Genomic DNA, 25,553 nt, shown 5'->3' on the forward strand with positions numbered 1-25,553 from the left:
CGTACTTCGCAGGTAACCCCATGACTAAAACACGTGCTTCCGGCCGTACCGTCGGTGGGCTGAGAACGCTGTCGCTCCAAGCGCCGGCCGTGACGCTACTGCTGCTATGGATGATTGTGCCGTTAGGCATGACGCTATGGTTCTCCTTTCAGTATTACAACTTGCTAATGCCCGGTATGGCGGGCTTTGCCGGGCTGGAAAACTATGAATACCTGCTAACCGACCCCGCGCTCTGGAAAGCCATGGGCAATACGTTGCTCCTGGTGGGGTGGGTGCTGGCAATTACCGTAATAGGCGGCACCCTGCTGGCGGTGCTCTTCCAGCAAGAGTTTGCAGGACGCGGGATCGCCCGTGTGCTGGCGATTTCACCATTTTTTGTGATGCCCACCGTGAGCGCTCTGGTGTGGAAGAACATGATGATGCACCCCTCGAATGGAGTGCTGGCGTGGCTGGCTGAGTCCATCGGGTTGCCCGCTGTCGATTGGTTCTCCTCGCTACCGCTGACCTCGATTGTGATCATCGTGGCATGGCAGTGGCTGCCGTTTGCACTGCTGATTCTGCTCACTGCGATGCAGTCCCTGGATGAGGATCAGGTGGAAGCGGCGCGTATGGACGGGGCAGGGCCGGTGGCGATTTTCTTCTTTATTACGCTGCCACACCTAAAACGCGCCATCAGCGTGGTCATCATGATTGAGATGATCTTCCTACTGACCATTTTTGCCGAGATTTTTGTCACCACCTCCGGTGGGCCTGGCTTGGCCACGACCAATCTGGCCTACCTGATTTACATTCGTGCGCTGCTGGATTTTGACGTGGGCACTGCCTCCGCCGGTGGGGTGATTGCGATCATCCTCGCCAATATCGTGGCGATCTTCCTGGTGCGGATGGTAGCCAAAAACCTGGAAGAGTAGACCGGCACTTGTGTCCTGGGAGTACTTCGATGACAACATTAAATTCCAAAACCGCCGCGCCCCGCTCTGTGTCGGGGTGGCGGTCGGCGCAAAGCAAGCGCGCCATCATAACGGTGCTGGGCTGGTCGGTAGCATTGGTGATCTTCTTTCCGATCTTTTGGATGATCCTGACCGGGTTTAAAACGGAATCGGCGGCGATTGCTGACCCCTCGCTGATTTTTTCGCCCACCCTGGAAAGCTACCAGGCGGTACAGGCACGTTCGGGCTATGCCCGATTTGCACTCAACAGCGTAGTGGTGGCGTTTGGTTCGACGTTCTTCGCGCTGTTGATTGCGATTCCTTCAGCCTATGCCATGGCTTTTTTGCCCACCAAGCGCACCAAAGGCACCCTACTGTGGATGCTCTCCACCAAAATGCTGCCTTCGGTAGGTGTGCTGGTGCCGATTTATTTGATTTTTCGCGACGTTGGGCTACTCGATACCCGCACCGGCCTAATCATTGTCTATACGCTGATGAACCTGCCAATCGTGGTGTGGATGCTCTACACCTTCTTTAAGGATATGCCTAAAGACATTCTTGAAGCGGGGCGGATGGACGGTGCTTCGACACTGCAGGAAGTGTGCTTCCTGTTGCTACCACTCACGCTGCCGGGGATCGCCTCAACAGGGTTGCTGTCGGTCATTCTAAGTTGGAATGAGGCGTTCTGGAGTCTCAACCTAACCTCTTCAAAAGCTGCACCACTAACCGCTTACATCGCCTCATTCTCAAGCCCTGAGGGGCTGTTCTGGGCCAAATTGTCCGCCGCTTCCACCATGGCCATCGCGCCGATTTTGATACTTGGTTGGATGACCCAAAAACAAATGGTGCGCGGCCTCACCTTTGGTGCCGTCAAGTAAAGGATCTTCCTCATGGCAACACTACAACTGCACAATATTACCAAGCGTTTCGGCGATACCGAGGTGATCAAGGGCATCGACCTGGAGGTGAATGACCGCGAATTTGTGGTCTTTGTGGGGCCTTCCGGCTGCGGTAAATCGACCCTAATGCGCATGATCGCCGGACTGGAGAGCGCCACCGACGGCGATATTCTAATCGACGGCCAGCGTATCAATGACGTCGGCCCAGCCGATCGCGGCCTCGCCATGGTGTTTCAGAGCTACGCGCTCTATCCGCACATGACGGTAGAGGACAACATGGGCTTCAGCATGCGCTTGGCGGGGGTGCCCAAAGAGGAGCGACGGGCCAAAGTGCTGGAAGCGGCCAAGATACTTCAGTTGGAGCCACTGTTGGATCGCAAGCCCAAAGCGCTCTCCGGCGGTCAGCGCCAGCGGGTGGCGATTGGTCGGGCGATTGTACGTAACCCCAGCATCTTCCTATTTGATGAGCCACTCTCCAACCTGGATGCCGCGCTGCGGGTGCAGATGCGTATCGAGCTGGCGCGCCTGCACGATGAGCTGGACGCCACCATGATCTACGTCACCCACGATCAGATCGAAGCGATGACCATGGCGGATAAAATCGTTGTCCTCCACGACGGTGTGGTCGAGCAGGTGGGCTCACCCATGGCGCTTTACCACCATCCGCGCAATCGCTTTGTGGCGGGTTTTATCGGCTCGCCGAAAATGAATTTTCTACCGGTAACGTTGATAGACGTCGCGTCAGGTGGGGTAGATATTCGTCTGCCCGGCGGCGGTGAGTGTCGTATTCCGGTGGACGGCACCCACCTGGAGGAGAGCGCTACGCTGGAGCTGGGGGTTCGCCCGGAACACCTGGTGCTTGATGAACAGGGCCCGTTGAGCGGTGAAATCAAAGTCCTGGAGCGCCTAGGAGGCCAGACCTCGCTCTACGTTCAGATGGACGATGAGCTAGTCACCATCATGGCCGATGGCGACGTGGCCTATCGGGTCAACGATACGGTGCATTTCGGCTTTGCCCCTGAGCGTGCTCATCTCTTTGAGGCTAGCGGCCTGGCCCTGCCCAGCTTGCAGCAGCATCCTCTGGCGGGGCTGACCCGTCACGATAACCGTGCCCCCGGCTCGCCTTCTGAGGAGCCTGCATGAGGACACTCATCTTTGACTGCGATGGCGTGCTGGTCGATAGCGAAGCCCTTGCCGAAGGCACCCTGGTGGAGTACCTCTCCCACTGGCTGCCCGATCTGAATATCGATCAGGAACTTGGCCAGGCGCTGGGGATGACCACAGCGGCTATTCTGCGCCATCTCGAAGCATTAAGTGCCCACACCCTGCCAGTGGATGCCACCGAGCAGGTGGATACCGCCATTGAAGCGCGTCTGGCGCGAGAGCTTAAAGCCATAGAGGGAGCTGACAAGGCGGTTCGTGGTATTGCATTGGAGAAGGCGGTGGTATCCAACAGCCGCCGCAGCCGGGTGCTGGCGTCACTGGCGAGCACGGGATTGGCTGAGGCGTTTGGCGAGGTGCCTATTTTTACCGCTGACCAGGTGGCTAATCCCAAACCCGACCCTGCGCTCTATCGCTTGGCGGCCTCCCACTTAGGCCAAGTACCACGGGACTGCCTAGTGGTAGAGGATAGCGTGGCCGGGGTGACTGCCGCCCATGCCGCAGGTATGTGCGTGATTGGGTTCGTCGGTGCCAGCCATGTGGATGCTGAGCAGTCGACGCGGCTGACCCAAGCCGGCGCCTGGCGCATTTTAGCGCATATGCATGGCCTGGAAGCGTTGGTGGATGAGTGGCAAGCCAGTGGTCAATAGGTCACTGAATAAAAGGTTTCCGGCAATAATGGCGCAGCAAGCAATGAGAGCATAACGATGAAGCTAAACAACAAAGTTGCGGTGATTACCGGCGGTGCGCGGGGCATCGGCCTTGCCATTGCCCAGCGCTATTTAAGCGAAGGGGCAAGCGTTGTGGTGGCGGATATTGACCGCCTTGCCATTGATGATGCAGTGGCGACACTGCAGCAGCGGGCGGATGGTGAAAAGGTGATGGGGGTTGAGCTCAATGTCTGCGTTCAGGCCTCGATAGACGCCATGGTAGCGGCGGTAAACAAGCGCTTTGGTGGCATCGATATTCTGGTCAATAACGCTGCCGTCTTTGATATGGCGCCGGTGCTTGAAGTGACCGAGGCGAGCTTCGACAAGCAGTTTGCGGTCAATACCAAAGGCATGTTCTTTACTCTGCAGGCGGTTGCCCGTTCCATGGTAGCCCGCGGCCAAGGGGGCAAAATTATCAATATGGCCTCCCAGGCAGGTCGCCGCGGTGAAGCATTGGTAAGCGTTTACTGCGCCAGTAAAGCCGCAGTGATCAGCCTTACCCAATCCTGTGGGTTGGATCTCATCAAGCACGGTATCAACGTTAATGGCATCGCCCCCGGCGTGGTGGATACGCCGATGTGGGAGGAGGTCGACGCGCTGTTTGCCCGTTTTGAAAACCGTCCGCTGGGTGAGAAGAAACGTTTGGTGGGAGAGGCAGTGCCGTTTGGGCGGATGGGACTTCCCGAAGATCATACTGGCGCCGCCGTGTTTTTGGCCAGCCAGGACAGCGACTATGTGGTCGCCCAGACGCTCAATGTCGATGGCGGCAACTGGATGAGCTGAGGTGGTCATGACCCCTGATCTAGATACGTTAGCCCGGCAGATTATTGGCGCCGCTGAAGGCGCATCACGCTACCTGGTAGCGCTGGCAGGGCCACCGGGGGCGGGAAAATCCTACCGCAGCACCCAGCTCTGCGCGGCTATTAATCAGCACCTACCCGGCCAAGCGGGGCTGGTGCCCATGGACGGCTACCACTTCGATAACGCTGTGCTGGGCGAGCAGCAGGTGCCCGTCAAGGGGGCGCCCCATACCTTCGATGTGGAGGGGTTGCGCTGCGACCTTGAGCGTATCCGCCTGGCTATTCACCCGGTAGCGGTGCCGGTATTTGACCGCCCGCTGGATCTCGCCCGTGCCGGTGGACGTCTGATTACCCCTGAACAGCGCATTGTCATTGTTGAGGGCAACTACCTGCTGCTTGACCGCCCACCCTGGCGCGAACTGCGACCGCTGTTTGATTGGACGCTGTTTATAGACGTCGACGACGTCGTACTGGTTGAGCGGCTGATCAACCGCTGGCTCGAGATGGGCCAGGATCGCACCGGGGCGCTTGAGCGCACCCACCACAAAGACATGCTCAACGCGCAGTTAGTGAAGAGTTGCTGTTTACCGCCCGACCAGCGCTGGCGCTAGTACTTTGTGTTAGCACATTTAAACCGCCTCTTTTACCTGCCTTATTCACCCCATCGCGCCAAGTAGGCCTTGGCTGGAGAGTCCCATGACCCGTCTTAACAATCACAACCTGGGCAAGCTAACCGACGATGTTGCCAAACCTCAATATGATCGCAAGACGCTCACCCCCGGCATTGTACATATTGGGGTAGGCGGCTTTCATCGTGCCCATCAGGCGATGTACCTGGATGCGCTGATGAATCAGGGCGAAGCGTGGGACTGGGGCATTGTGGGCGTAGGCGTGATGCCCGGCGACAAGCGCATGCAGCAGGCACTGGCGGCGCAGGACTATCTCTACACGCTGGTGGTTAAGCACCTGATGGCCAGTATGAGCCACGGGTCATTGGCAGTATGGTCAATTATCTCTTCGCGCCGGAAGAGACCGAGGCGGTGATCGAGCAGATGGCCGATCCGGCGATTCGTATTGTGTCATTGACGGTGACCGAAGGCGGTTACAACTTTCACCCGGTAAGTGGCGAATTCGACCTCGATAACCCCCAGGTGCGGGGTGATCTTGCCAACCCTACTCAGCCCACTACCAGCTTCGGATTGGTGGTGGAAGCGCTTGCCCGCCGCCGCGCCCGTGGCATTGCGCCCTTTACCGTGATGTCTTGCGATAATATTCAAGGCAACGGCGACGTGGCCAAACGCATGTTCGGCGCCTATGCCCAGGCGCGGGATGCGGAGTTAGGCGCCTGGCTTGCCCGTGAGGTGGCATTTCCCAACGCTATGGTGGATCGCATTACCCCCGTCACGTCGCCCACGGATATTGACGAACTTGCCCAGCGTTTTGGCGTTGAAGACGCCTGGCCGGTGGTGTGCGAACCCTTCACCCAGTGGGTGCTGGAAGACCATTTCCCCCTTGGGCGTCCGGCGTTTGATAAAGTGGGGGTTCAAGTCGTGGAAGATGTCGAACCCTACGAATTAATGAAGCTGCGCCTGCTTAACGCCAGTCACCAGGCGTTAACCTATTTTGGCTATTTAGCCGGATACCGCTACGCCCATGAAGTGTGTCAGGATCCGCTGTTTGTGGAGTTTTTGCTGGGCTATATGCGCGAAGAGGGCACGCCCACGCTAGCGCCGGTGCCAGGGGTTGATCTCGAAACCTACCGCTTAACGCTGATTGAGCGCTTCGCCAACCCGCAAATCAAAGATACCCTGGCACGGCTCTGCGCCGAAAGCTCCGACCGGATTCCCAAATGGTTGGTGCCGGTGATTCGCCAGCAGTTAGCCCAGGGCGGCGAGATCTATCGCAGCGCCGCGGTAGTGGCCAGCTGGGCGCGCTACGCTGAAGGGGTGGACGAGCAGGGCGAACCCATAGAGATTGTGGATCGTTTGAAGGCACCATTAATGGCCATTGCTGCCGAAAATCGCTCGCGGCCCACGGCCTTTATCGAAAATCGCGAGCTGTTTGGCGACTTAATCGACAACCCTCGCTTTGTTGAAGCCTATTTAGCCGCGCTAAGTTCCCTGCACGAACGTGGCGCACGGGCTACCCTAGAGGGTCTGGCATCGTCCAAAGGAACAGTGTGATGTATATCGGGGTGGATTGCGGTACCCAGAGTACCAAAGTAGTCGTGGTCGACGTTGAGCGAGGAAAAATTCTCGCCGAAGCAAGCCGTCCTCACCGCTTAGAAGAGGGCGAAAATGGCCGCCGTGAACAGGCGCCTGCGGAGTGGTTAGCCGCATTGAAAGCGGCGTTTTTTGCCGCGTTGGACAAAGCCGCTGTATCGGCGAGCCAAGTGCGCGGCATGGGTGTTTCTGGTCAGCAGCACGGCATGGTGGCGCTGGATGGCAACGGTGTGCCGGTCTACCCCGCCAAGCTGTGGTGCGATACCGAGACCAGTGCCCAGAATGCCGATTTAGTGGCTCGATTGGGGGGCGAGGCGGGTTGTTTGGAGAAGCTGGGGCTAGTGCTGCAAACTGGCTACACAGCCTCTAAAGTTGCCTGGCTGCGTGAGCATCAGCCGGAGGCGTATCGGCGTATCGAGAGCCTGCTGCTGCCCCACGACTACCTCAATTTCTGGCTGACGGGCGAGCGCGTTACCGAGGCGGGTGACGCCTCCGGCACTGGTTATTTCGATACCCGTAAGCGTTGCTGGCAGTTGGATGTTTTTGCCGAAATAGCCCCAGAACTAGACCCGGCGCGGGTACTGCCCCGTGTTCTGGAAGCCCATGAACCGGTAGGCTTTGTGTGCTCGGCGGTGGCCCGGGAACTGGGGCTTGGCAACCAGGTAGTCGTCTCCTCTGGCGGCGGTGACAATATGCTGGGTGCCATTGGTACGGGCAATATCACCCCAGGATTGGTCACGCTCAGTCTAGGCACCTCCGGCACCGTGTGCGCTTACTCGGCTAAACCTGTTGAGTGCGATAGCGCCATGGTGGCCAACTTCTGTTCCAGTACCGGTGGCTGGCTGCCGCTGATTTGCACCATGAACGTTACGTCCGCTACCACTCGGGTGCGTGAGCTGTTTGGCTTGGATCTGGCAGCCTTTGGCGAGCGAGTGGCCAGTGCCTCCATAGGCGCTGACGGCGTCACCGCACTGCCATTTTTTAACGGCGAACGGGTGCCGATGCTGCCCGACGCCTCGGCGGACTTTCTTGGCCTGACCAGCTTAAACACTACTCAGGCTAATTTATGCCGGGCCGTGGTGGAGGGGGCCACTTTCGGGCTACGCTATGGGTTGGAGCTGTTGGGCGATTTAACCGCCGGGGCCAGCCAGATCCGTTTGATCGGTGGCGGTGCCAACAGCCCTGTGTGGCGGCAGATGGTTGCTGACATTACCGGCACCCAGGTAATTTGTCCTGAGATTACCGACGCGGCCGCGCTAGGTGCGGCGATACAGGCGGCCTGGTGCGACCAGCGTTCAGAGGGCGTTACCCTGGAAGCGCTGTGTGAAAAACTAGTCCACCTGGATGCACAGTCACTGGCTGACCCCCATCCAGCGCGAGTGGCTGCTTACCAACCCATTTATAGGCGCTACTGCGCAGCACTTGAACAACGCCATGGCGGCGCTTAAACGCATATGAAGGAGATCTTATGACCAGCCAGCTGCAACAGCTAAAGCAACACTCGCTTGTCGTCGCCGACACCGGTGACCTTGAGGCTATTCGTCGCTATCAGCCCCAGGATGCGACGACTAATCCCTCACTGCTGCTCAAGGCGTTTAGTTTGTCGGGTTATCAAGCGCTGATTGATGAAGAGCTGAGCAGCGTCAAAGCCTCTGGCGGCAGCCGTGAAGAGCAGGTCAAACATGCCGTTGACCGCCTGGCAGTCGCTATGGGCAGTGAGATTTCCGCCGTTGTACCGGGGCGTGTTTCCACCGAAGTGGCGGCGCGGCTGTCGTTTGATACCCAGGCCAGTATTGCCAAGGCCCACGAGTTAATTGAGCTGTATGACGCCCGCGGTGTGTCCCGTGACCGCGTGTTGATCAAGCTAGCGTCTACCTGGGAGGGCATTCGTGCCGCCGAGGTGCTTGAGCGCGAGGGCATTCAGTGCAACCTGACGCTGCTGTTCAGTGAAGCGCAGGCCCAGGCCTGCTTTGATGCCGGCGTATTTCTGATCTCGCCCTTTGTGGGCCGGGTGACCGACTGGTACAAAAAAGAGACCGGCAACGACTACACGCCGGAAAACGACCCGGGGGTTCAGTTTGTGCAAGGCGTTTGCCAGCGTGCCAACCAGGGCGGTTACGATACGGTGGTCATGGGGGCGAGCTTCCGTACCACCGGTCAGGTGCTTGCCCTGGCAGGCTGCCCAAGACTGACGATTTCGCCGGCGTTGCTGGAGGAGCTGGAGGCAACAGAAGGCAGCGTCAATGTGCAGATTCAATCTGGCGAAGGTCGCGGCAAACCGACTGAACCGTTGAGTGAATCGGCTTTCCGCTGGGGCCACAATCAAGACGCAATGGCTAATGACAAGCTGGCCGAAGGCATCCGCCGCTTCCACGACGATCAACTTGAGCTAGAGAGCCTGATCGATAAACGACTAGGCTAATAGGTTAGCCCACGGCGTCGGGGCTAGGAGGGCGGCCATGGCGGTCAGATGGCGAAAGTAGCGCCTCTGGATGGGTTAACAGCGCCCCCGCGGAACCTTAACCCCGACGCAGTTATTCATTGGGGTACAGGGAGAAAGTCGTATGGATGCCACCCTGAGCCAACTGTTGGAATCTATCGAATTAACCCCCGCTGGTAGTTTGCAGTCGCTCGGTGGGGGTGACATGGCTGCCGTATACCGTCTGGAGACTCGCCAGGGGCAGGTGGTGATTAAGCACGACGATGCATCACGACTGCGCGGTGAAGCCGAAGGGCTACGTGCCCTGCGCAGCGCCTCTGGGCAGTTGGTGGTGCCTGAAGTGTTAGGCCTGTCAGCGGGCTGGCTAGTTATTGAGTCGCTGGATACAGTGCCTGGCGGGCCGCAGAGCGAAACCGCGTTAGGCGAAGGGCTTCGCGGGTTGCACAGTGTGATTGGCGACGCCCACGGCTGGCATCAGGATAATGCCTGTGGGCGCACACCCCAACCTAATGCACCGCTCAGTGATGGGCGGGCCTTCCAGCGCGAGCGGCGTTTATTACCCCTGTGTGAGGCGTGCCACCAGCGTGGTCTATTGGACGCAGCGCTACGCGGGCGTATCGAGCGCTTGGCTCAGGATTTGGAGCGCTGGCTGCCAGATGCACCGCCCAGCCTGCTCCACGGCGACCTCTGGTCGGGGAATGTGCTCTTCACCACAAAGGGGCCAGCGATTATCGATCCAGCGGTTTATCGCCACTACCCAGAGGTGGATGTAGCGATGCTGACGCTCTTTGGCTCGCCGGGGGAAGCGTTTTTTGATGCTTACTGGAACGGCGACGCCCCGGCCGACTGGCCGAGGCGTGAAGCGCTGTTTCAGCTCTATCCGTTGCTCAATCACCTGCTGCTGTTCGGTGCCAGCTATCGCTCGGCGGTTGAGCGCAGCGTGGCGAGGCTCGAGTCTTACACCTGAGCCTTACCAGCACTTGTGTTTTACCAGGATTTATAGGGCAAAAACTTGCCGTTTAAAGTGAGCAGTACCCGGTCGCCCTTGGGGTCTTCGACTTTGTCGACCTCCATGGTGAAGTCGATGGCGCTCATAATGCCGTCGCCGAACTTCTCCTGCACCACGTCTTTCAGGGTCTCCCCGTAAACACCGACGACCTCGTATAAACGATAGATAAAGGGGTCTTGGGGGATCGCTTCATCCCAGGCTTTGGTGGGGAAGGCTACCAGGGCATCGGCGACCTCGCTCTCCACGCCCAGTGTGTCGCAAAGCTTAGCGGCAATCTCTGGGCTGGCGCTATTCATGCCGTAGCAGGCGGAAGCGACCCACACCGGTGACATGCCAACGGCGTTACCAATATCGTCCCAGCTCATTTTTTTACGCGCTTTAGCGGCGAGCAGGGTGTGGCGCATTTCGAGCTTATCCATGGTGATTCTCCTCTAGAGTGGGGGCGGGTGACGCCCTTTTTTAGTTACTGGATCAAGACAACACTTTTTTGGGTTGGGTACGGACATGGGTGGTATAGAGCACCAGACCTACCAGCGTCAGGCCGCCAACCAGGTTGCCTAGTACCGTGGGGATTTCGTTCCACATAATGTATTGATATAGAGTGAAGTCGGCGCCCATCATCAGGCCAATCGGAAACAGGAACATGTTGACGACGGAGTGCTCAAAACCGAGGTAGAAAAACACAATAATCGGCATCCACATGGCCATGATTTTGCCGGAAACCGTTGTCGAGATAGCGGCGCCCACTACGCCCATAGAGACCATCCAGTTGCAAAACATGCCTCTCATGAAAAGTACAATCCAGCCGGCAAGCCCTGCATCCTGGTATCCCACCGTGCGGCTTTCACCGACGGTCATCATCGTTTGCCCGACCGCATTGATCTCCTCGGTGCCGCCCATGGTGAAATTCAGGTAGCCAAAAGTGGCGATAAACAGGGCGCCACCCAGGTTGCCAAGCCCTACCAGCGCCCAACACTTGAGCATTCGCGGCAGGGTCACGCCGGGTCGTTTGTCGAGCCATGCAATAGGCACCAGCGTAAAAACCCCGGTCAGCAGGTCATAGCCCATCAGATAGAGCATGACGAAACCCACCGGAAAGAGCAGCGCCCCAATTAAGAAGTTGCCGGTTTGGGTCGCAATGGTGATGGCAAAAATAACCGCCAACGCCAGGGTTGCCCCGGCCATAAAGGCGCGGATAAGCGTATCCCGTGTCCCCATATAGACTTTTGACTCCCCCTGATCCACCAATTTGGTGACAAATTCGCTGGGCATTAGATAAGACATATGTATGTCTCCTGTGTCATTTCGGTTAGTTAACGCTTAATCCAAGAGTTTTAGTGTTTCCTGATCAGAGCAATAAATAGGAGCAACAAAGCCGATGGCTGCGCCGTCCTGGTGCAAAAGAGATTAAGCGTGTGGCGCAATCGCACTATTCATATAGCTATTCCATTCAGCTATTTCACTTGGTTGTTTCACCTGGTCGTTCCGCTTAACCATTGCTATTTATGTGCCAATTTGTGCGGATGGTTTTTAAGCAAATGTTTTTATTGAATTAAATTTTCTTATAGCGGTTTTATGGGAAAGCGTTAGTAGCCACGAAAAATCGTAATTAACGATATTTCGTTGTTTTATTGACGGAATATCGTAAGTGGTGCGGGAATTGAATGGATAAGTGGAGACCACCTTGAAACCTGAGGTATGCGCCAATGGGTGAACAAGCACGTACTCACACCGCCTCTCTAATGGGCGATTTTTCACCGCTTGCAATGATCGTGATTGATCCGTTTGTCGATCAACTACTCGACGCTAACCCAGCTGCCTGCGAGATGCTCAATATTGATCAAACGCTGCCTTTAGAAGCTCCGTTTAGCCACCGCTTGAGTGCTTCACTGCCGCTTTGGGTGAGCTTTACCGACGAGGCGCTGACTCAAAAGACGGCCTGGTCAGATGATTTGGTGATGCTGGATATGCTTCGTCAGCCGTATCGCGTTGAGGTGTATGCTCAGCGTGTCGATGACTCTGCGCAGCTGTTATTAACATTGATTGACCGCAACAAGGCCGAGCAGCGCCGTGCCAAAGCCGAGCTAGGCCGCCAGCATCGTCAGGGGGAGGTTGGCTGGCAGCGGGTTGAGCAGGTGTTTGAGCGGATTGAAAAGCAGAATCAGCTTATTCTGGGCGCTGCGGGGGAGGGCATTTACGGCCTGGACGCTGAAGGCAAAACCACCTTCGTCAATCCCGCAGCAGAACGCATTCTGGGCTGGAGTACCGAGGACATGGTGGGCCACGATGCGCACCTTATGTTCCATCACACTCATGCTGATGGCAGCCATTTTCCGGTGCAGCAGTGCCCTATTCACGCCTCGTTTAGCGACGGCCAGGTGCATCACGTCGATAATGAGGTGTTTTGGCATAAAAATGGCGATGCAATTCCCGTTGAGTACACCAGCACGCCGATATTCGAGATGGGACGATTGGTCGGGGCGGTGGTGCTGTTTCGTGATATTCGCGAGCGTAAGCGTGCCGAGCAGCAGCTACGCGACGCCCTAGCGGAGGTGGAGTCACTCAAGCAGCGTTTGGAGTTGGAAAATGAGTACCTTCAAGAAGAGATAAAAGCGGAGCTGAACCATCGGGATATTGTCGGCAACAGCCCGGCGGTGGCCAAGCTGATCCAGCAGATTGAGTTGGTGGCGCCTACCAGTGCCAACGTGCTGATTAGCGGCGAGTCGGGCACCGGCAAAGAGCTGATTGCCCGCGCTATTCATGCCGGGAGCACGCGCAGCGATCGACCGCTCATCCGCGTGAACTGCGCGGCTATTCCTCGTGATCTGTTTGAGAGCGAATTCTTTGGCCACGTAAAAGGGGCTTTTACCGGCGCGGTACAGGATCGCCCAGGGCGCTTTGAGCTTGCTCACGGTGGCACTCTCTTTTTGGATGAAGTCGGTGAAATCCCTCTGGAACTGCAGAGCAAGCTGCTGCGAGTGCTGCAGGATCAACAGTTTGAGCGCGTGGGCGATAATCGTACCCGCGAAGTGGATGTGCGTGTGATCGCAGCGACCAATCGCGAGCTGCGCGAAATGATCGATACCAGCCATTTTCGCGAAGATCTCTATTTTCGTCTCAACGTGTTCCCCATTGATTCGGTGCCGCTACGCAAGCGCATTGAGGATGTGCCGCTGTTGGCTCGGCACTTCTTACAGCGCGCCTGCCTGAAATTTAATAAGCCGGGGGTGCGCATCCCTCCGGCCCAGCTGGAGATCCTGCAGCGCTATCCCTGGCCGGGCAATATTCGTGAACTGGAGAACATCATTGAGCGGCAAGTTATTGTGACCCAGGATCGGCGCTTGATGTTTGATGACCTGCTGCTGGGAGAGCCCACACGCAAGATAGGCCGCACTAACCCCACCTCTGCGGCGGGTCATGCTAGCCCTGAGCAGAGTGGAGGAGCGTTGCTTACCGAGCAGGCGCTTAGTCAGCGTCAGCGGGAGAGCGCGATTGCCGCCCTGGAGCGAGCAAACGGCAAGGTTTCTGGGGCGGGTGGTGCGGCGGAGTTGCTTGGCATAAAGCCAACGACGCTGGCCTCGCGGCTTACCAAGTGGGGCATTGACCCGCGAGAATTTCGTAACAGCAAACCGTATTAATCGCCAACGCATCATGCGTTGGACTAAGGTAAGCTGGAAGCGGCTTGACAATAGGCTGTACACACATTTTTAGATTGATCAAGGCTAGCATACATACATGAATGTAACTATAATGCTCATCTTTCTGAATGGCAGCGTATTTCGAGTGATTTAGCGCGCTCATTGGCTTGGTTTTCTATAGCAGGAGTCAAGTAAGGTGAGAGACTAAGCGCGTTTACCATCTGACATTGATATCTAGAGGCAATCCCCATGCGACTGGCACACTGGGCAGTCAATGCCCCTTTACGACCCTTACTGTTGGCGGTATTAACCGCTTCTTTTGTATTGCCTGCTCAAGCTGCCGATCTCATCACGATTACCCGTGATGCGTTAGACAATAACGCTGAGCTGGCTTCGGCGCGCTCGCAGTATCTGGGGGTAGAAGCAGGCAGAGACGTTGCACGAGGTGGGTTGCTCCCGCAAATTAACGCTTCGGGCACCGTGGCGCACAACGAGCAGTATGAAAGCCAGGGCTCATCCCAAGCCGGAGCAGGTGCTGGCGCGGGCGCGGGCAATGTGAGTGCCGGTGATGATCGTTACAACACCGTATCGCTCACCCTTGAAGCCACCCAGGCGCTTTATGATGAAGTGACGCGCCGAGAAGTTACCCAGGCTGAGCGCCAGATCGACCAGCAGGTCTATCTGCTCGCAGCCACCGAACAGCAGCTGCTAATTGACGTGGCCAGCGCCTATTTTGACATTTTGCGTGCCCACGAAGTACTCGAAGCGCGTTTTGCCCAAGAGCGTGCCATCGGCCGTCAGCTCGAGCAGGCGGGCGAGCAGTTTGAGGTTGGCTTAATAGCGATTACCGAAGTTGAAGAGGCTCGCGCCACCTTTGACCAGTCCCGTGCTGACCGGATTGCCGCAGAGAGCAGCCTACAGGTGGCTTTTGAGGCACTAGAGCAGTTGACCGGCCAGCGCTACGCCAGTATCGAAGCCCTGGGCGACAGCATGCCGATAGCACTTCCTGAGCCAAGCAGCCGCGACTACTGGGTAGAGCAAGCCATTGAGCGCAATCCTCAGGTATTGGCGCAACGGGCAGGGATTGAAGTTTCGCGCAGCGGTGTGGAAATTGCCCGCGCGGGGCGTCTGCCTACCCTTTCAGCCTTTGGCAACTATCAGTATGGCGACAGTGATATTGATAACACCACCGGCAATGACTCCTCTAGCCAGGTAGGCATACGCGCTAATTTACCGGTCTACACCGGCGGCAGTACCAGCGCGAGCATCCGCCAGGGCACTTATCAACTGGAAAGTAGCCAGTATGATTTCGAATCTCAGCGTCGCTCGTCGATCCAGCAGGTTCGCTCGCTGTATACCCAAGTCAGCAACGATGTGGAAACCGTCGAGGCCCGTGAGCAGGCGATCGTCTCGAACCGCAGCGCGCTGGAAGCAACCCGCGCTGGCTACGAGGTCGGCACCCGTAACATCGTGGATGTTTTGAACGCTGAGCAGAATTTGTATAACGCCATCGCCAACTACGCAGAGGCTCGCTACGACTATGTCGTTAATCTGCTCTCGCTGCGTCAGCAGGCGGGACGCCTTGATGTGGATGCCATCGAAGAAGTTAATGCGTGGTTAACCGGTGATGAGGTGAATTTTACCTTGCCAGAAAGCATTGGCAATGACCGCTATGAGCCCGCGCTCAACATCGGCGCACCGCCCCAGCCTGGCACGTAATGGCTTGTCGGTTGGAAGTGATTCAGATGCGCATGTGCTATCGGTCACCTTAAAAAAGATATATGGGAATGCAACGTATGAAGAAGATGATTCACTCTCGCCGAGCGAGTCTGGTGACGCTAGTAGCTGCGCTGGCACTTTCAGCCTGTGGGCAGGAACAAAACGAGGCGCCTCAACAGGGCCAAGGTGCCCAGCAAGAAGCCCCGCCCCATAAGGTCGAAGTGGCTGAAATGGCGCGTCAGGATATACCGCTGGATAAGTCATATCCTTCTCTGTTGCGCAGTGATGATGAAGTCACTTTGGTTGCCCGTGTCAATGGGTTTCTGGAGGAGCGCCACTTTGAACCCGGCCAGCTAGTGGAGCAGGGTGATCGTCTTTACACCATCGAACCGGATCTTTACCAGGCAACCGTCAATCAGCGTGAAGCAGATCTACAGAGCGCCCGTGCCGAGCTTGCCCGCGCTCAGCGCGACGCTCAACGTTTTGAGCAGCTGCTAAGCCAGAACTCGGTGAGCCGTCAGCAGTATGATCAGGCACTGGCAGACCAACGGGTCGCCCAGGCAAACGTGGCACAGGCAGAGGCGGCGCTCTCCAGCGCTAATCTGGATCTGGGGTACTCTCAGGTGACTGCCCCTGTATCTGGTATGATCGGATTGAGCCAAATCAACGTAGGCAACCTGGTTACCTCCGGTACGGAATTAGCGACCATCACGCCGCTAGACCCCCTTGAGGTGCGTTTCCAACTGCCCCAGCGTGATGCCTTTGAACTGCGTCGCCAGTTGCGTGACGGCGGTGATACGTCGGATATCCGTGCGCGGTTGAGCATCCCTGGCGTGAGTGGCGGCAGCGACTCTGAGTTGGAAGGGCATTTAGACTTCCTGGGGTCACGGGTAGATAGCGGCACCAGCACCGTGCAAGCGTCCGCCACCTTTGAAAACCCCAATGCAGCTGTGTTGCCTGGCCAATTTGTGCGTGTGCGCATTGAGGGCCTGAAGCGCTTTGAAGTCTTGGCAGTGCCTGAGATCGCGGTGACGCAAGGGTTAATGGGGCCGCAGGTGTTTGTCCTGGATGAGGACAACAAAGCCCGTGAAAGGACTGTTTCATTGGGTGAAGTGGCTGGCCCGTGGCAGTTGATTCGTGAGGGGCTAGAGCCGGGGGATCGTGTGGTGGTCGGCGATCCTGCTGGTTTAGAGCCGGGCATGACGATTGATCCTCAACCGTTTGATGGCAACGCTGAAGACATCGTTGAAGATGTAGAGCAAGAAGAGGCGCAGCAGCAGGCTGAAGCGGCAGAGGCAATGGACGAGGGGGCAGCCGATGGTCAGCCCGCTGAAGGGGAAGAGGGTGCGCAATAATGAACTTCTCTAACTTCTTCATCAGCCGTCCGATATTTGCCACGGTACTGGCGATTATCGTGACGCTGGTGGGCGTGATGTCCATGCGCATTCTGCCGATTGAGCAGTACCCCAGCGTGGTGCCGCCAACGGTATCGGTGCAGGCGCAGTTCCCTGGGGCGGATGCAGAAACCGTTGCACAAACGGTGGCGGCCCCCATTGCAGAAGCCATTAACGGTGTTGAGGACATGCTCTACATGACCTCTAACAGCGCTGATAACGGCCTTATGAGCCTGAGCGTTGCCTTCAATATCGGCACCGATGGTGATATCAACACCATCAACGTTAACAACCGGGTTCAGGGGGCGCTTTCGCAGTTACCTGAAGCCGTGCAGTCACAAGGTGTCACCGTTGAGCTGCGCTCTGACTCTATTTTGATGTTTATCGCGTTGACCTCACCTGATGGTGACTACGACAACATCTATATGCAGAACTACGCCACGTTGAACGTGCTTGATGAACTGCGTCAGGTGCCGGGTGTGGGTAATGCAGAAGTGCTGGGCGGCGGTGAGTTTGCCATGCGTATCTGGATGGATCCGGATAAGCTGGCCCAGTACGACCTGACGCCCAGTGAAGTAGCCAGCGCGATCAGGGCGCAAAATACTGAAGTGCCGGCGGGCAACTTGGCCTCGACGCCGCAGAGTGAGCCGCGGGCGTACACCTATACGATTACCGCTGGCGGTCGTCTCAGTAATGTCGACGACTTCCGTAATATCTACCTGCGTACCAATAGCGACGGCTCTTCGCTGCACCTGGAAGATGTCGCGCGTATTGAACTTGGGGCATCTTTCTACGGGGTTGATGCGCGTTTGAACGGCTCAACCATGACGCCGATTATTATTAACCAGCAGCCCGGTGCAAACGCGCTGGAAACTGCTCAGGGTGTGCGGGATACGATGGAGGAGCTGTCTGGCCGCTTCCCGCCCGGGCTTGAGTATGTGGCTCCTTACGATACAACCCTATTTATTGATGCCTCCGTGGAAACGGTGCTCCACACTTTTATTGAAGCCTTTCTGATCGTTATCGTCATTCTGTTTATTTTCCTACAGAACTGGCGCTTCACCGTGATTGCTATGTCGGTGGTGCCGGTCGCTGTGGTGGGTACGTTTGCTGGCTTCTATGTGTTTGGTTTTTCGATCAATCTGCTGACCCTGTTTGCCTTGGTTCTATCGATAGGGATAGTGGTCGACGATGCCATTCTGGTGGTAGAGAACGTCGAGCGCGTGCTGAGTGAAGAAGACGATATTAGCGTACGCGATGCGACTATTCGGGCAATGAAAGAAGTGGGCGGGCCGGTCATTGCAACTTCGCTGATTATGGCCGCAGTGTTTGTACCCGTGGCGTTTCTGGGCGGTTTTACCGGTCAAATTTACCAGCAGTTCGCGATCACTGTCGCCATCTCGGTCGCTATTTCGGCGCTAATGGCGTTGACCTTTACGCCCGCCCTGTCGGCGATTTTTATCAAGCATAAAATCGCGGGAGCAGGACAGTCTAAAGTTAAGCGTGCCTTGAATACGCCGTTGCGCTTGTTTGACCGACTGTTTGCTGGCATTACCGCCGCCTATATGTGGGTAGTAAAAGGCTTGGTGCGTTTATGGGTGTTAGCGTTAGCACTAACGGTGCTTACCGGGGTGGGTTCCTACTGGCTCTATGCCAATACGCCTTCGACGCTGGTGCCAGAGACCGACCAGGGGGTTGTGCTGGTCAGTGTCTCGCTTCCTGATGCAGCGTCGCTGGATCGCACCCAGCGCTATATGGCAACACTCAGTGAGGCGATTGAAGATATTCCTGGGGTGGAATACTCCTCAGCGGTGGCTGGCTATGACATTTTGTCGAGTTCCGTGAATACCGCTCGGGGGGTCATGTTTATCAATCTAAGCCCCTGGTCTGAGCGTGACCTGACAGCCACCGAGCTCGTAGGGCGAATTATGGGACTAGGTGCCAGTATTGATGGTGGTTCCGCGATGGCCTTTAATTTGCCACCTATCATGGGGCTTTCTACCACCGGCGGGTTTACCGGCTATTTGCAGTCCTTTGAGGGTGCATCGCCCCGTGAGCTGTATGAAGCATCGCTACAAATCATGCAGAAAGCTAACCAGCACCCAGCCTTGAACCGGGTATTTACCACGTTCAACGTTAATGTACCGTCCTATCGCGCCAACATTGATCAGCAAAAAGCATTAAGTTACGGCGTGGCTCTGGAAAACATTAATTCGGCTCTGGGCAATACCTTTGGTAACGGCTTTGTGAACTACTTCAGCTATCAAAACCGTAATTTCCAGGTCTATCTGCAAAACGAAGATGAATTCCGCAAGACACCCGAAGACGTCAGTAGCGTTTACGTGCGTGGTGGAAATGGCGAACGTATCCCGCTCTCTGAATTTGTCGAGCTGGAGCGCCAAACCGGTCCGTCGGTAGTGTCCCGTTTCGGCGTTTACGCCGGTGCAATGTTCCAGGGTGAGCCAGCTGCTGGTTATAGCTCAGCTCAGGCGATCGAAGCGATGAACGAAGTCGTGGAGGAAGCGCTGGGCAGCAACTGGGGCATGGGTTGGACGGGTACCGCCTATCAAGAGTCCAATATGGGCAGCGCCGCGACGATGGCGATTGTTTTTGGCCTGTTGATGGTCTTCCTGATCCTGGCGGCTCAGTATGAAAGCTGGTCGTTACCGCTGGCGGTATTGACGGCAACACCGTTTGCATTCCTGGGGGGTATTGGTGGTATCGCGTTGCGTGGACTGGACACCAGTGTGTATGTGCAGATCGGCATGCTGGTGGTGGTCGGGTTGGCGGCGAAGAACGCGATTCTGATCGTTGAGTTCGCCGAACTGCAGCGTAAGGAGCAGGGAAAATCAATCCGTGAGGCGGCGATTACCGCAGCAGAGCTGCGCTTCCGTCCCATCGTGATGACCTCCCTGGCATTTATCTTTGGTACCTTGCCGCTTGCATTGGCAACCGGTGCCAGCGACGTGAGCAGCCATCACATTGGCACCACGGTGGCGATGGGGATGTTCTCTGTTGCCACCTTGGGTAGCCTGTTTATTCCCAGCTTCTACGCCATGATTGCGACGGTCTCTGATTGGCTGAGTCGCAAAATGAAAGGGCATAAACATGATGGCTCACAACCGGCACTTGAGCATGACAAGCACTAGCCTTTAGCGACTAATCAAGGGTGAGAGTAGGCGGGTGCCATCTTCGGGTGGCACCCGCTTTTTTATAGATCTGACCGAGATCAAGGTTGAAGTGGCGCGGAAAAGCTAATCTGAACTAAGCTGGAAGTAACAATACATCACCGGCTAAGTACCGGGGGAGGCGCCATCATGAACGATCTACTGCACGCTGCTACGCAGTTTCCGACCATTGTCTTTACGTTGCTACTCGGTCTGTTAGCTCTTTACTGGCTGTTAGTGATTATCCGTTTAGCCCCTCTGGAGCTGTTCGAACGTGATAGCCTCAAAGAAGATCATCTCGCCAGCACGCTGGTTTCCCTAGGCTTCGCTGGAGTTCCCGCCACGCTGGCATTAACGGTGATTCTGTCTATTGCCGCAGTGCTAACAGTAGCGATCGAGCTGCTGGTATTGAGGTGGCTACCGCTTGGCTTGATACGTATACCGGTAGGGGTGCTAGTGCTATGGGGCACGCTGGTTATGGCCTCGCCCGTCGCAGCAATGCTCTGCCAAGCACTGCATCGTGGGCTGCATCGGTACCGCCCCTTCACCCGGCGTTGCCTGCTGGGCCAAACGGTGGTGGTGACCGAGCGTCAAGGTGCGGGTGAGCAGGCGTTTGCAGTGATTGATAATGAGCCGACGAGCAGAGTCAAACTGCTTAGCAAAAGCGATGCTCTGCCTGTGCAGGGGGAGCGCCGGGTGTTGGTGAAGTATTTGCCTGAAGAGGGGGCTTACCGCAGCGTATCCGAGCAGACTTACCTTGAAACACGGATTCGTTTGAATAAATTGCGGCTAAACCAGAAAAAACGCCATTCAACCCATTACTCTACGTCTCACTGATACCCCCTTACTCATTGCGGATAATAACCGGGACGCAAATATCTCAAGCGCCCCGGTCTACTCCCGCCACCGCCGCCACAGCTGCGCCAGCCACTGCACGGCACGCTGCCAGCGAGTGGCGTTTTGTGTTTTATTCAATGGGCCTGGGCGAGGTGCGGGGCGATTTAAAAAGTCGTGAATGGGATCAACCTGCTCGGGCTTATCCAGCATAGGCGCGTGACCGCAGTGAGGCACGTTTAGGGTGACAAGTTTAGGGTGTACTTCTGCCATCCGCGGCAGCGTTTCCGGATCCAGAAGCGTCGATTCCTCACCGCGTATTACCATCACCGGACAGCGAATGTTCGCCCAGTCAGCCCACATGTCCCGCGGCGTATCGTGCACAAACTGCTCGCCAATGCGCGGATCGAAGTGATACGTCCAACTACCATCCGGTAACCGTCGGGCACTGTTGAGTGCTAGTTCACGCCGGGCAGATTCAGCGCTAATGCCGAAACTGGCATAGTGCCGGTTGAGCTCTTGTTGGAGTTCGCCAAAAGTAGAGAAGCGGTGGGTAACGCCGAAATAGCTAGAAAGACCGATAAGGCCCTGGGTGTTCAGCTCTGGGCCTACGTCGTTAAGAATCAGCCGGGAAATGCGCGCGCTGTGCTGCGGGTCAGCAGCGATCAACATACCTAGAAGGCCACCCATGGAGGTGCCCAACCAATCCACGTAATCGAGTTCAAAGTGATCGAGCAGTGCGATCGCTACCGACACGTAATGGCTATAAAGGTAGTCGTGGGCAGGAAATAGCGACCAGCTTGATAATCCACGACCTGGGGTATCCGGGGCAAGAATCCGCCATTCAGTGCCGAGCTCTCGTGCAAGCGCGCTAAAGTCGCCGCCATGCCGGGCAAATCCATGCCAGGCGATTAACGTGCGCGGGGCGTTAGGGTTCCAAATGCGTACGGCCACTTCTAATTCGCGTACGCGGACAAACTCCAAGGCATCCATAGTGTGCTCACACGGCTATAAAAGTAGCTCAGTATAAGCATACTTGCTGCATTGCAGCGAGAGTGATTGTTTAACGCTGCATCATGCGAATAGTGGCATCGATCAGTTCGCCACCGCGTTCACGAATCGAAAAAGCCTCGGGGTTACGTAGCCAATCATGGAAAAGGCCCCCCAGCATAGATTGCATTAAGCGCGTTGCCACTTCGGGACTAAGGTCTTCACGCAGCAGTTGCTGCTGCTCTGCAAGCACAAAGACATTCAGCATCTCTTCAAAGCACTCGTTGCCGATCTGATCCTGCATATCGAGCGGGTTAATGTCGCTGAAGAACTCGCAGCGATGCAGCAAAATGGAGAGTATTCGCTGGTAAGAGGGTTGTTCAAGGCGCACCAGTCCTGCATGGCAGGCCAGCCGAATAGACTCCAGTGGTGATAGTTTGGCGTCAGCTTTATCTACCTCATCCATCAACGACTGGAAGGGCATGCGTACCTGTTCAACCAGCGCCATGAACAGATCGCCTTTATTTTTAAAATGCCAATAAACGGCGCCGCGGGTAAGACCTGCATGGCGAGCAATTTGCTCAAGGGAGGTGCGTGCCACACCTTTGGCAAAAAACACCTCTTCAGCAGCTTCAAGCAGTGCTTCTCGTGTAGCAGCCGCTTCTGCTTTGGTCTTTCTTGCCATGGAAATGCAACCTCATTATCGACACAGTATGGTCACATTTTAACCTAAGCTGACGCACATTTACATTCAAAACTGTATGGATAAATGACATACCCTATAACGTAGGTTAACAAATTCGTCATTTCGCCACCAAAAGCGTATAAACAGGCTATGAAACTAGCCCACATGCGTACTAACGTCGTGAGCAAAACAGATTAAAAATACAGGACAGAAAGCATGGTGCGAGCTTCTTTTCAACTGGGCGAACATACCATCAAGCCCGGCCAACGCTTACAAATTGATGTTCCGGTGGCGCGCTTATATACCCATACGCCCCTGCACATTCCTGTCGAGGTCGTTCATGGCCGCAAGGATGGCCCGGTGCTGTTGGTATGTGGTGGTATTCACGGTGATGAAATTAACGGCGTGGAAATTGTCCGCCGTGTCCTGCGTGCGAAAGCCATCAATAGTATCCGCGGTACCTTGATAGCTGTACCGGTCGTCAATGTGTTTGGTTTTTTACAGCAAACTCGCTACTTGCCCGATCGGCGTGATCTCAATCGCTGCTTTCCAGGCAGTGACTCGGGCTCGTTAGGCGGGCGCATCGCAGCCCTCTTTCGTGAAAAAATTGTTGATCACGCCACACATATTATCGATCTCCACACCGGGGCTATTCACCGTACCAACCTGCCGCAAATTCGCGCCCAGTTGCAAACCGGCAGCGAAACCGAGCGGATGGCCGATGCGTTTGGGGCGCCGGTGGTGCTCAATGCGGAGCTGCGTGAAGGTAGCCTGCGCCACTACGCCCAGACCCGCGGCATTCCAGTGCTCACCTATGAAGCTGGCGAAGCGCTGCGTTTTGACGAGTGGGCGATTGCCCCTGGGGTGCGTGGTGTATTGCGGGTTATGCGCCGACTAGGCATGCTGACCGGTGAGCAGCGCCGCCGTACGCCAGCACCTGCGGAGATTTCTAAAGGGTCAAGCTGGGCGCGGGCACCTATCGATGGGATCTTACGTCCCAAGGTGCGTCTAGGTGCCCGCGTCGCCAAAGGTGAGGTGCTGGGCAAAGTCGCTGACCCTTTTGGCAATGACGAGGGCGAAGTACGCGCCGTTGCCGATGGTATTGTGATTGGTATGAGCCGCTTGCCGCTTGCCAATGAAGGCGAGGCGCTCTTTCATATTGCTCGCTTTGATGAAATTGATGAGGCTGAAACGGCTATTGAGAGCTTTAATTCAAGCTTGGTGCCGCCGCCTGATTCGTTTTATTAATCGGTAATGATAGTGGAAAACTATCGCTTCGATAGTTAAGGACTCGCTACTATAGATGGCAAGTTAGCAGCCGTTTGACTATACCTAGGGGTGGGCTTTGTTAGCGGCTGCTAAAGATGATAACCAAAACAAATAGCTAAGCTTTCATCGTACTCGAACGAGTGGCGATTAAACGCCACGTCTACCGTGACATGGAGGAACAGCGATGACGAGCGATAAACCTAAGCACACCACGACAGATGCGGGCATACCAGTGAGCAGTGATGAACACTCACTCTCAGTAGGCCCCGATGGGCCGATTGTTCTGCATGATCACTACTTGATGGAGCAGATGGCTGCCTTTAACCGGGAAATGATTCCGGATCGTCAGCCCCATGCGAAAGGGAGCGGCGCCTTTGGCCACTTCCAAGTAACTCACGACGTCAGCAAATATACCAAAGCTGATTTTCTCCAGCCGGGTAAGAAAACCGAGATGTTGGCTCGTTTCTCGACGGTGGCCGGTGAGTCGGGTAGCCCGGACACTTGGCGCGATCCTCGTGGCTTCTCGCTGAAGTTCTACACCGAAGAGGGTAACTTCGACATGGTGGGTAATAATACCCCTGTGTTCTTCGTGCGCGATCCGCTCAAATTCCAGCACTTTATCCACTCACAAAAGCGTCGAGCGGATAACGGCTTGCGTGATCACGATATGCAGTGGGACTTCTGGACGCTTTCACCGCAATCTGCACACCAGGTAACCTGGCTAATGGGGGATCGTGGTATCCCCGCTACGTGGCGCCACATGAACGGCTACTCAAGCCATACTTATATGTGGGTGAACGCTGCGGGCGAGCGCTTCTGGGTGAAGTACCACTTCAAAACTGACCAGGGCATTAAGTGCATGACCCAGGAACAGGCCGATAAGATGGCGGGGGCGGATGCCGACTACCACCGCCGCGATCTTTTCGATGCCATCAAGCGCGGCGATTATCCCACCTGGACGCTGCAAGTTCAGATCATGCCGTTTGAAGATGCCAAGACCTACCACATCAACCCCTTCGATTTGACCAAGGTGTGGCCGCACGCTGACTACCCGCTGCAAGAAGTCGGTAAGATGACCTTGGATCGCAATCCCGTCGATTTCCACAGCCAAATCGAACAGGCAGCGTTTCAGCCCAGCAACGCCGTACCGGGAACCGGTTTTTCGCCGGATAAAATGCTGTTGGCGCGGGTAATATCCTACGCTGATGCGCACCGCGCGCGTTTAGGGGTGAACTACCAAGATATCCCCGTTAACGCGCCCAAGACCCCGGTTAACAGCTACAGCCAAGGGGGACGGATGCGTATTTCCCACTCCACCGACCCGGTGTACGCGCCTAATAGCAAAGGGGGCGCGCACGCCAATCCGGAAAGGTATCCGGAAGATGCGGTATGGGAGACTGACGGTGAGTTGGTTCGCGCCGCCTACACGCTGCGCCCGGGCGATGGCGACTTCAACCAAGCCAATGACCTGGTCAATAAGGTAATGGATGATGCTGCTCGCGACCGGTTGGTCAACAACATTGTGGGCCACGTTTCCGACGGTGTGGAAGAGCCGGTGCTGTCACGAGTATTTGAGTACTGGAAAAACGTCGACCAAATGATCGGCGAGCGTGTCGAGCAGGGCGTAATGGCGAACCGTCGGGAAAACGGTCAGTAAGCTTACGCTATTAGAAAAACGAACCCGCTA

Annotated in this window: 20 protein-coding genes and 1 pseudogene; 17 read left to right on the forward strand and 4 right to left on the reverse strand. The window is 56.2% G+C overall.

The annotated features are described in order from the left end of the window. Positions 1-20 precede the first annotated feature (20 nt). The 10 genes and pseudogenes from OM794_RS05885 to OM794_RS05930 all read left to right on the forward strand — a co-directional run bounded on the left by OM794_RS05885 (position 21) and on the right by OM794_RS05930 (position 10,128). Positions 21-911 (forward strand): carbohydrate ABC transporter permease, encoded by an 891-nt coding sequence (locus OM794_RS05885; protein WP_226248532.1) that lies wholly within the window; start codon positions 21-23, stop codon positions 909-911. Positions 912-940: 29 nt separating this feature from the next. Continuing rightward, positions 941-1,807: a carbohydrate ABC transporter permease gene (locus tag OM794_RS05890; RefSeq protein WP_226248534.1), complete on the forward strand. Its 867-nt coding sequence runs from the start codon at positions 941-943 to the stop codon at positions 1,805-1,807. A 12-nt stretch (positions 1,808-1,819) separates the two neighbouring features. Beyond that, a complete protein-coding gene (locus OM794_RS05895; protein WP_226248536.1) occupies positions 1,820-2,971 on the forward strand; it encodes an ABC transporter ATP-binding protein in 1,152 nt (383 codons plus the stop codon). Next, positions 2,968-3,639, forward strand: a complete 672-nt coding sequence (locus OM794_RS05900) for an HAD family hydrolase (RefSeq protein ID WP_226248538.1) — start codon at positions 2,968-2,970, stop codon at positions 3,637-3,639. Before OM794_RS05895 ends, OM794_RS05900 begins: the two co-directional genes overlap by 4 nt. 57 nt (positions 3,640-3,696) lie before the next feature. Then, the gene (locus OM794_RS05905; protein WP_226248540.1) at positions 3,697-4,482 is read left to right on the forward strand and encodes an L-iditol 2-dehydrogenase; all 786 of its coding nucleotides are present in this window, start codon (positions 3,697-3,699) and stop codon (positions 4,480-4,482) included. A 7-nt stretch (positions 4,483-4,489) separates the two neighbouring features. Further along, positions 4,490-5,110 (forward strand): nucleoside/nucleotide kinase family protein, encoded by a 621-nt coding sequence (locus OM794_RS05910; protein ID WP_226248542.1) that lies wholly within the window; start codon positions 4,490-4,492, stop codon positions 5,108-5,110. 85 nt (positions 5,111-5,195) lie between these two features. Further along, positions 5,196-6,682: pseudogene (locus OM794_RS05915) on the forward strand (mannitol dehydrogenase family protein). After that, positions 6,682-8,169: a xylulokinase gene (gene xylB / locus OM794_RS05920; RefSeq protein WP_226248545.1), complete on the forward strand. Its 1,488-nt coding sequence runs from the start codon at positions 6,682-6,684 to the stop codon at positions 8,167-8,169. Before OM794_RS05915 ends, xylB begins: the two are co-directional and overlap by 1 nt. A 20-nt stretch (positions 8,170-8,189) precedes the next feature. Next, positions 8,190-9,143 carry a transaldolase gene (gene tal, locus OM794_RS05925; protein WP_226248547.1) on the forward strand — a complete coding sequence of 318 codons (954 nt, stop codon included), beginning with the start codon at positions 8,190-8,192 and terminating at the stop codon, positions 9,141-9,143. 142 nt (positions 9,144-9,285) lie between these two features. After that, a complete protein-coding gene (locus OM794_RS05930) occupies positions 9,286-10,128 on the forward strand; it encodes a fructosamine kinase family protein (protein ID WP_226248549.1) in 843 nt (280 codons plus the stop codon). A 20-nt stretch (positions 10,129-10,148) separates the two neighbouring features. On the opposite strand, the gene cynS is transcribed toward OM794_RS05930, so the two are convergent. Both cynS and OM794_RS05940 read right to left on the reverse strand, forming a co-directional pair. Continuing rightward, positions 10,149-10,589: a cyanase gene (gene cynS, locus OM794_RS05935; RefSeq protein WP_226248551.1), complete on the reverse strand. Its 441-nt coding sequence runs from the start codon at positions 10,587-10,589 to the stop codon at positions 10,149-10,151. 52 nt (positions 10,590-10,641) lie between these two features. Continuing rightward, complete coding sequence (locus OM794_RS05940) at positions 10,642-11,454, reverse strand: formate/nitrite transporter family protein (RefSeq protein ID WP_226248553.1); 813 nt, start codon at positions 11,452-11,454, stop codon at positions 10,642-10,644. A 422-nt stretch (positions 11,455-11,876) separates the two neighbouring features. On the opposite strand from OM794_RS05940, the gene OM794_RS05945 reads away from it, so the two are divergent. The 5 genes from OM794_RS05945 to OM794_RS05965 all read left to right on the forward strand — a co-directional run bounded on the left by OM794_RS05945 (position 11,877) and on the right by OM794_RS05965 (position 20,925). Next, complete coding sequence (locus OM794_RS05945) at positions 11,877-13,808, forward strand: sigma 54-interacting transcriptional regulator (protein ID WP_226248555.1); 1,932 nt, start codon at positions 11,877-11,879, stop codon at positions 13,806-13,808. 249 nt (positions 13,809-14,057) lie between these two features. Then, on the forward strand, positions 14,058-15,527 hold the full coding sequence (locus tag OM794_RS05950) for a TolC family outer membrane protein (RefSeq protein WP_226248557.1): 1,470 nt from the start codon (positions 14,058-14,060) through the stop codon (positions 15,525-15,527). A gap of 77 nt (positions 15,528-15,604) precedes the next feature. After that, positions 15,605-16,882 carry an efflux RND transporter periplasmic adaptor subunit gene (locus tag OM794_RS05955; RefSeq protein ID WP_226248559.1) on the forward strand — a complete coding sequence of 426 codons (1,278 nt, stop codon included), beginning with the start codon at positions 15,605-15,607 and terminating at the stop codon, positions 16,880-16,882. Beyond that, on the forward strand, positions 16,882-20,070 hold the full coding sequence (locus tag OM794_RS05960; protein WP_265154345.1) for an efflux RND transporter permease subunit: 3,189 nt from the start codon (positions 16,882-16,884) through the stop codon (positions 20,068-20,070). The genes OM794_RS05955 and OM794_RS05960 overlap by 1 nt, the downstream gene beginning before the upstream one ends. Positions 20,071-20,238: 168 nt before the next feature. Next, entirely contained in the window at positions 20,239-20,925 is a 687-nt protein-coding gene (locus OM794_RS05965) for a hypothetical protein (RefSeq protein ID WP_226248563.1), read from the forward strand. A 57-nt stretch (positions 20,926-20,982) separates the two neighbouring features. Here OM794_RS05965 and OM794_RS05970 read toward each other — a convergent pair whose 3' ends face one another. Both OM794_RS05970 and OM794_RS05975 read right to left on the reverse strand, forming a co-directional pair. Then, positions 20,983-21,915, reverse strand: a complete 933-nt coding sequence (locus tag OM794_RS05970) for an alpha/beta fold hydrolase (RefSeq protein WP_226248565.1) — start codon at positions 21,913-21,915, stop codon at positions 20,983-20,985. Between the two features lie 70 nt (positions 21,916-21,985). Next, entirely contained in the window at positions 21,986-22,597 is a 612-nt protein-coding gene (locus OM794_RS05975; protein WP_226248567.1) for a TetR family transcriptional regulator, read from the reverse strand. A 216-nt stretch (positions 22,598-22,813) separates the two neighbouring features. On the opposite strand from OM794_RS05975, the gene OM794_RS05980 reads away from it, so the two are divergent. Together OM794_RS05980 and OM794_RS05985 are read left to right on the forward strand one after the other, a co-directional pair. After that, positions 22,814-23,845, forward strand: a complete 1,032-nt coding sequence (locus OM794_RS05980; RefSeq protein ID WP_226248570.1) for a succinylglutamate desuccinylase/aspartoacylase family protein — start codon at positions 22,814-22,816, stop codon at positions 23,843-23,845. Between the two features lie 205 nt (positions 23,846-24,050). Further along, positions 24,051-25,523 (forward strand): catalase, encoded by a 1,473-nt coding sequence (locus OM794_RS05985; protein WP_226248571.1) that lies wholly within the window; start codon positions 24,051-24,053, stop codon positions 25,521-25,523. Positions 25,524-25,553: the final 30 nt, after the last annotated feature.

Source organism: Halomonas sp. BDJS001 (assembly GCF_026104355.1).
In the GTDB taxonomy this organism is placed as follows: domain Bacteria; phylum Pseudomonadota; class Gammaproteobacteria; order Pseudomonadales; family Halomonadaceae; genus Vreelandella.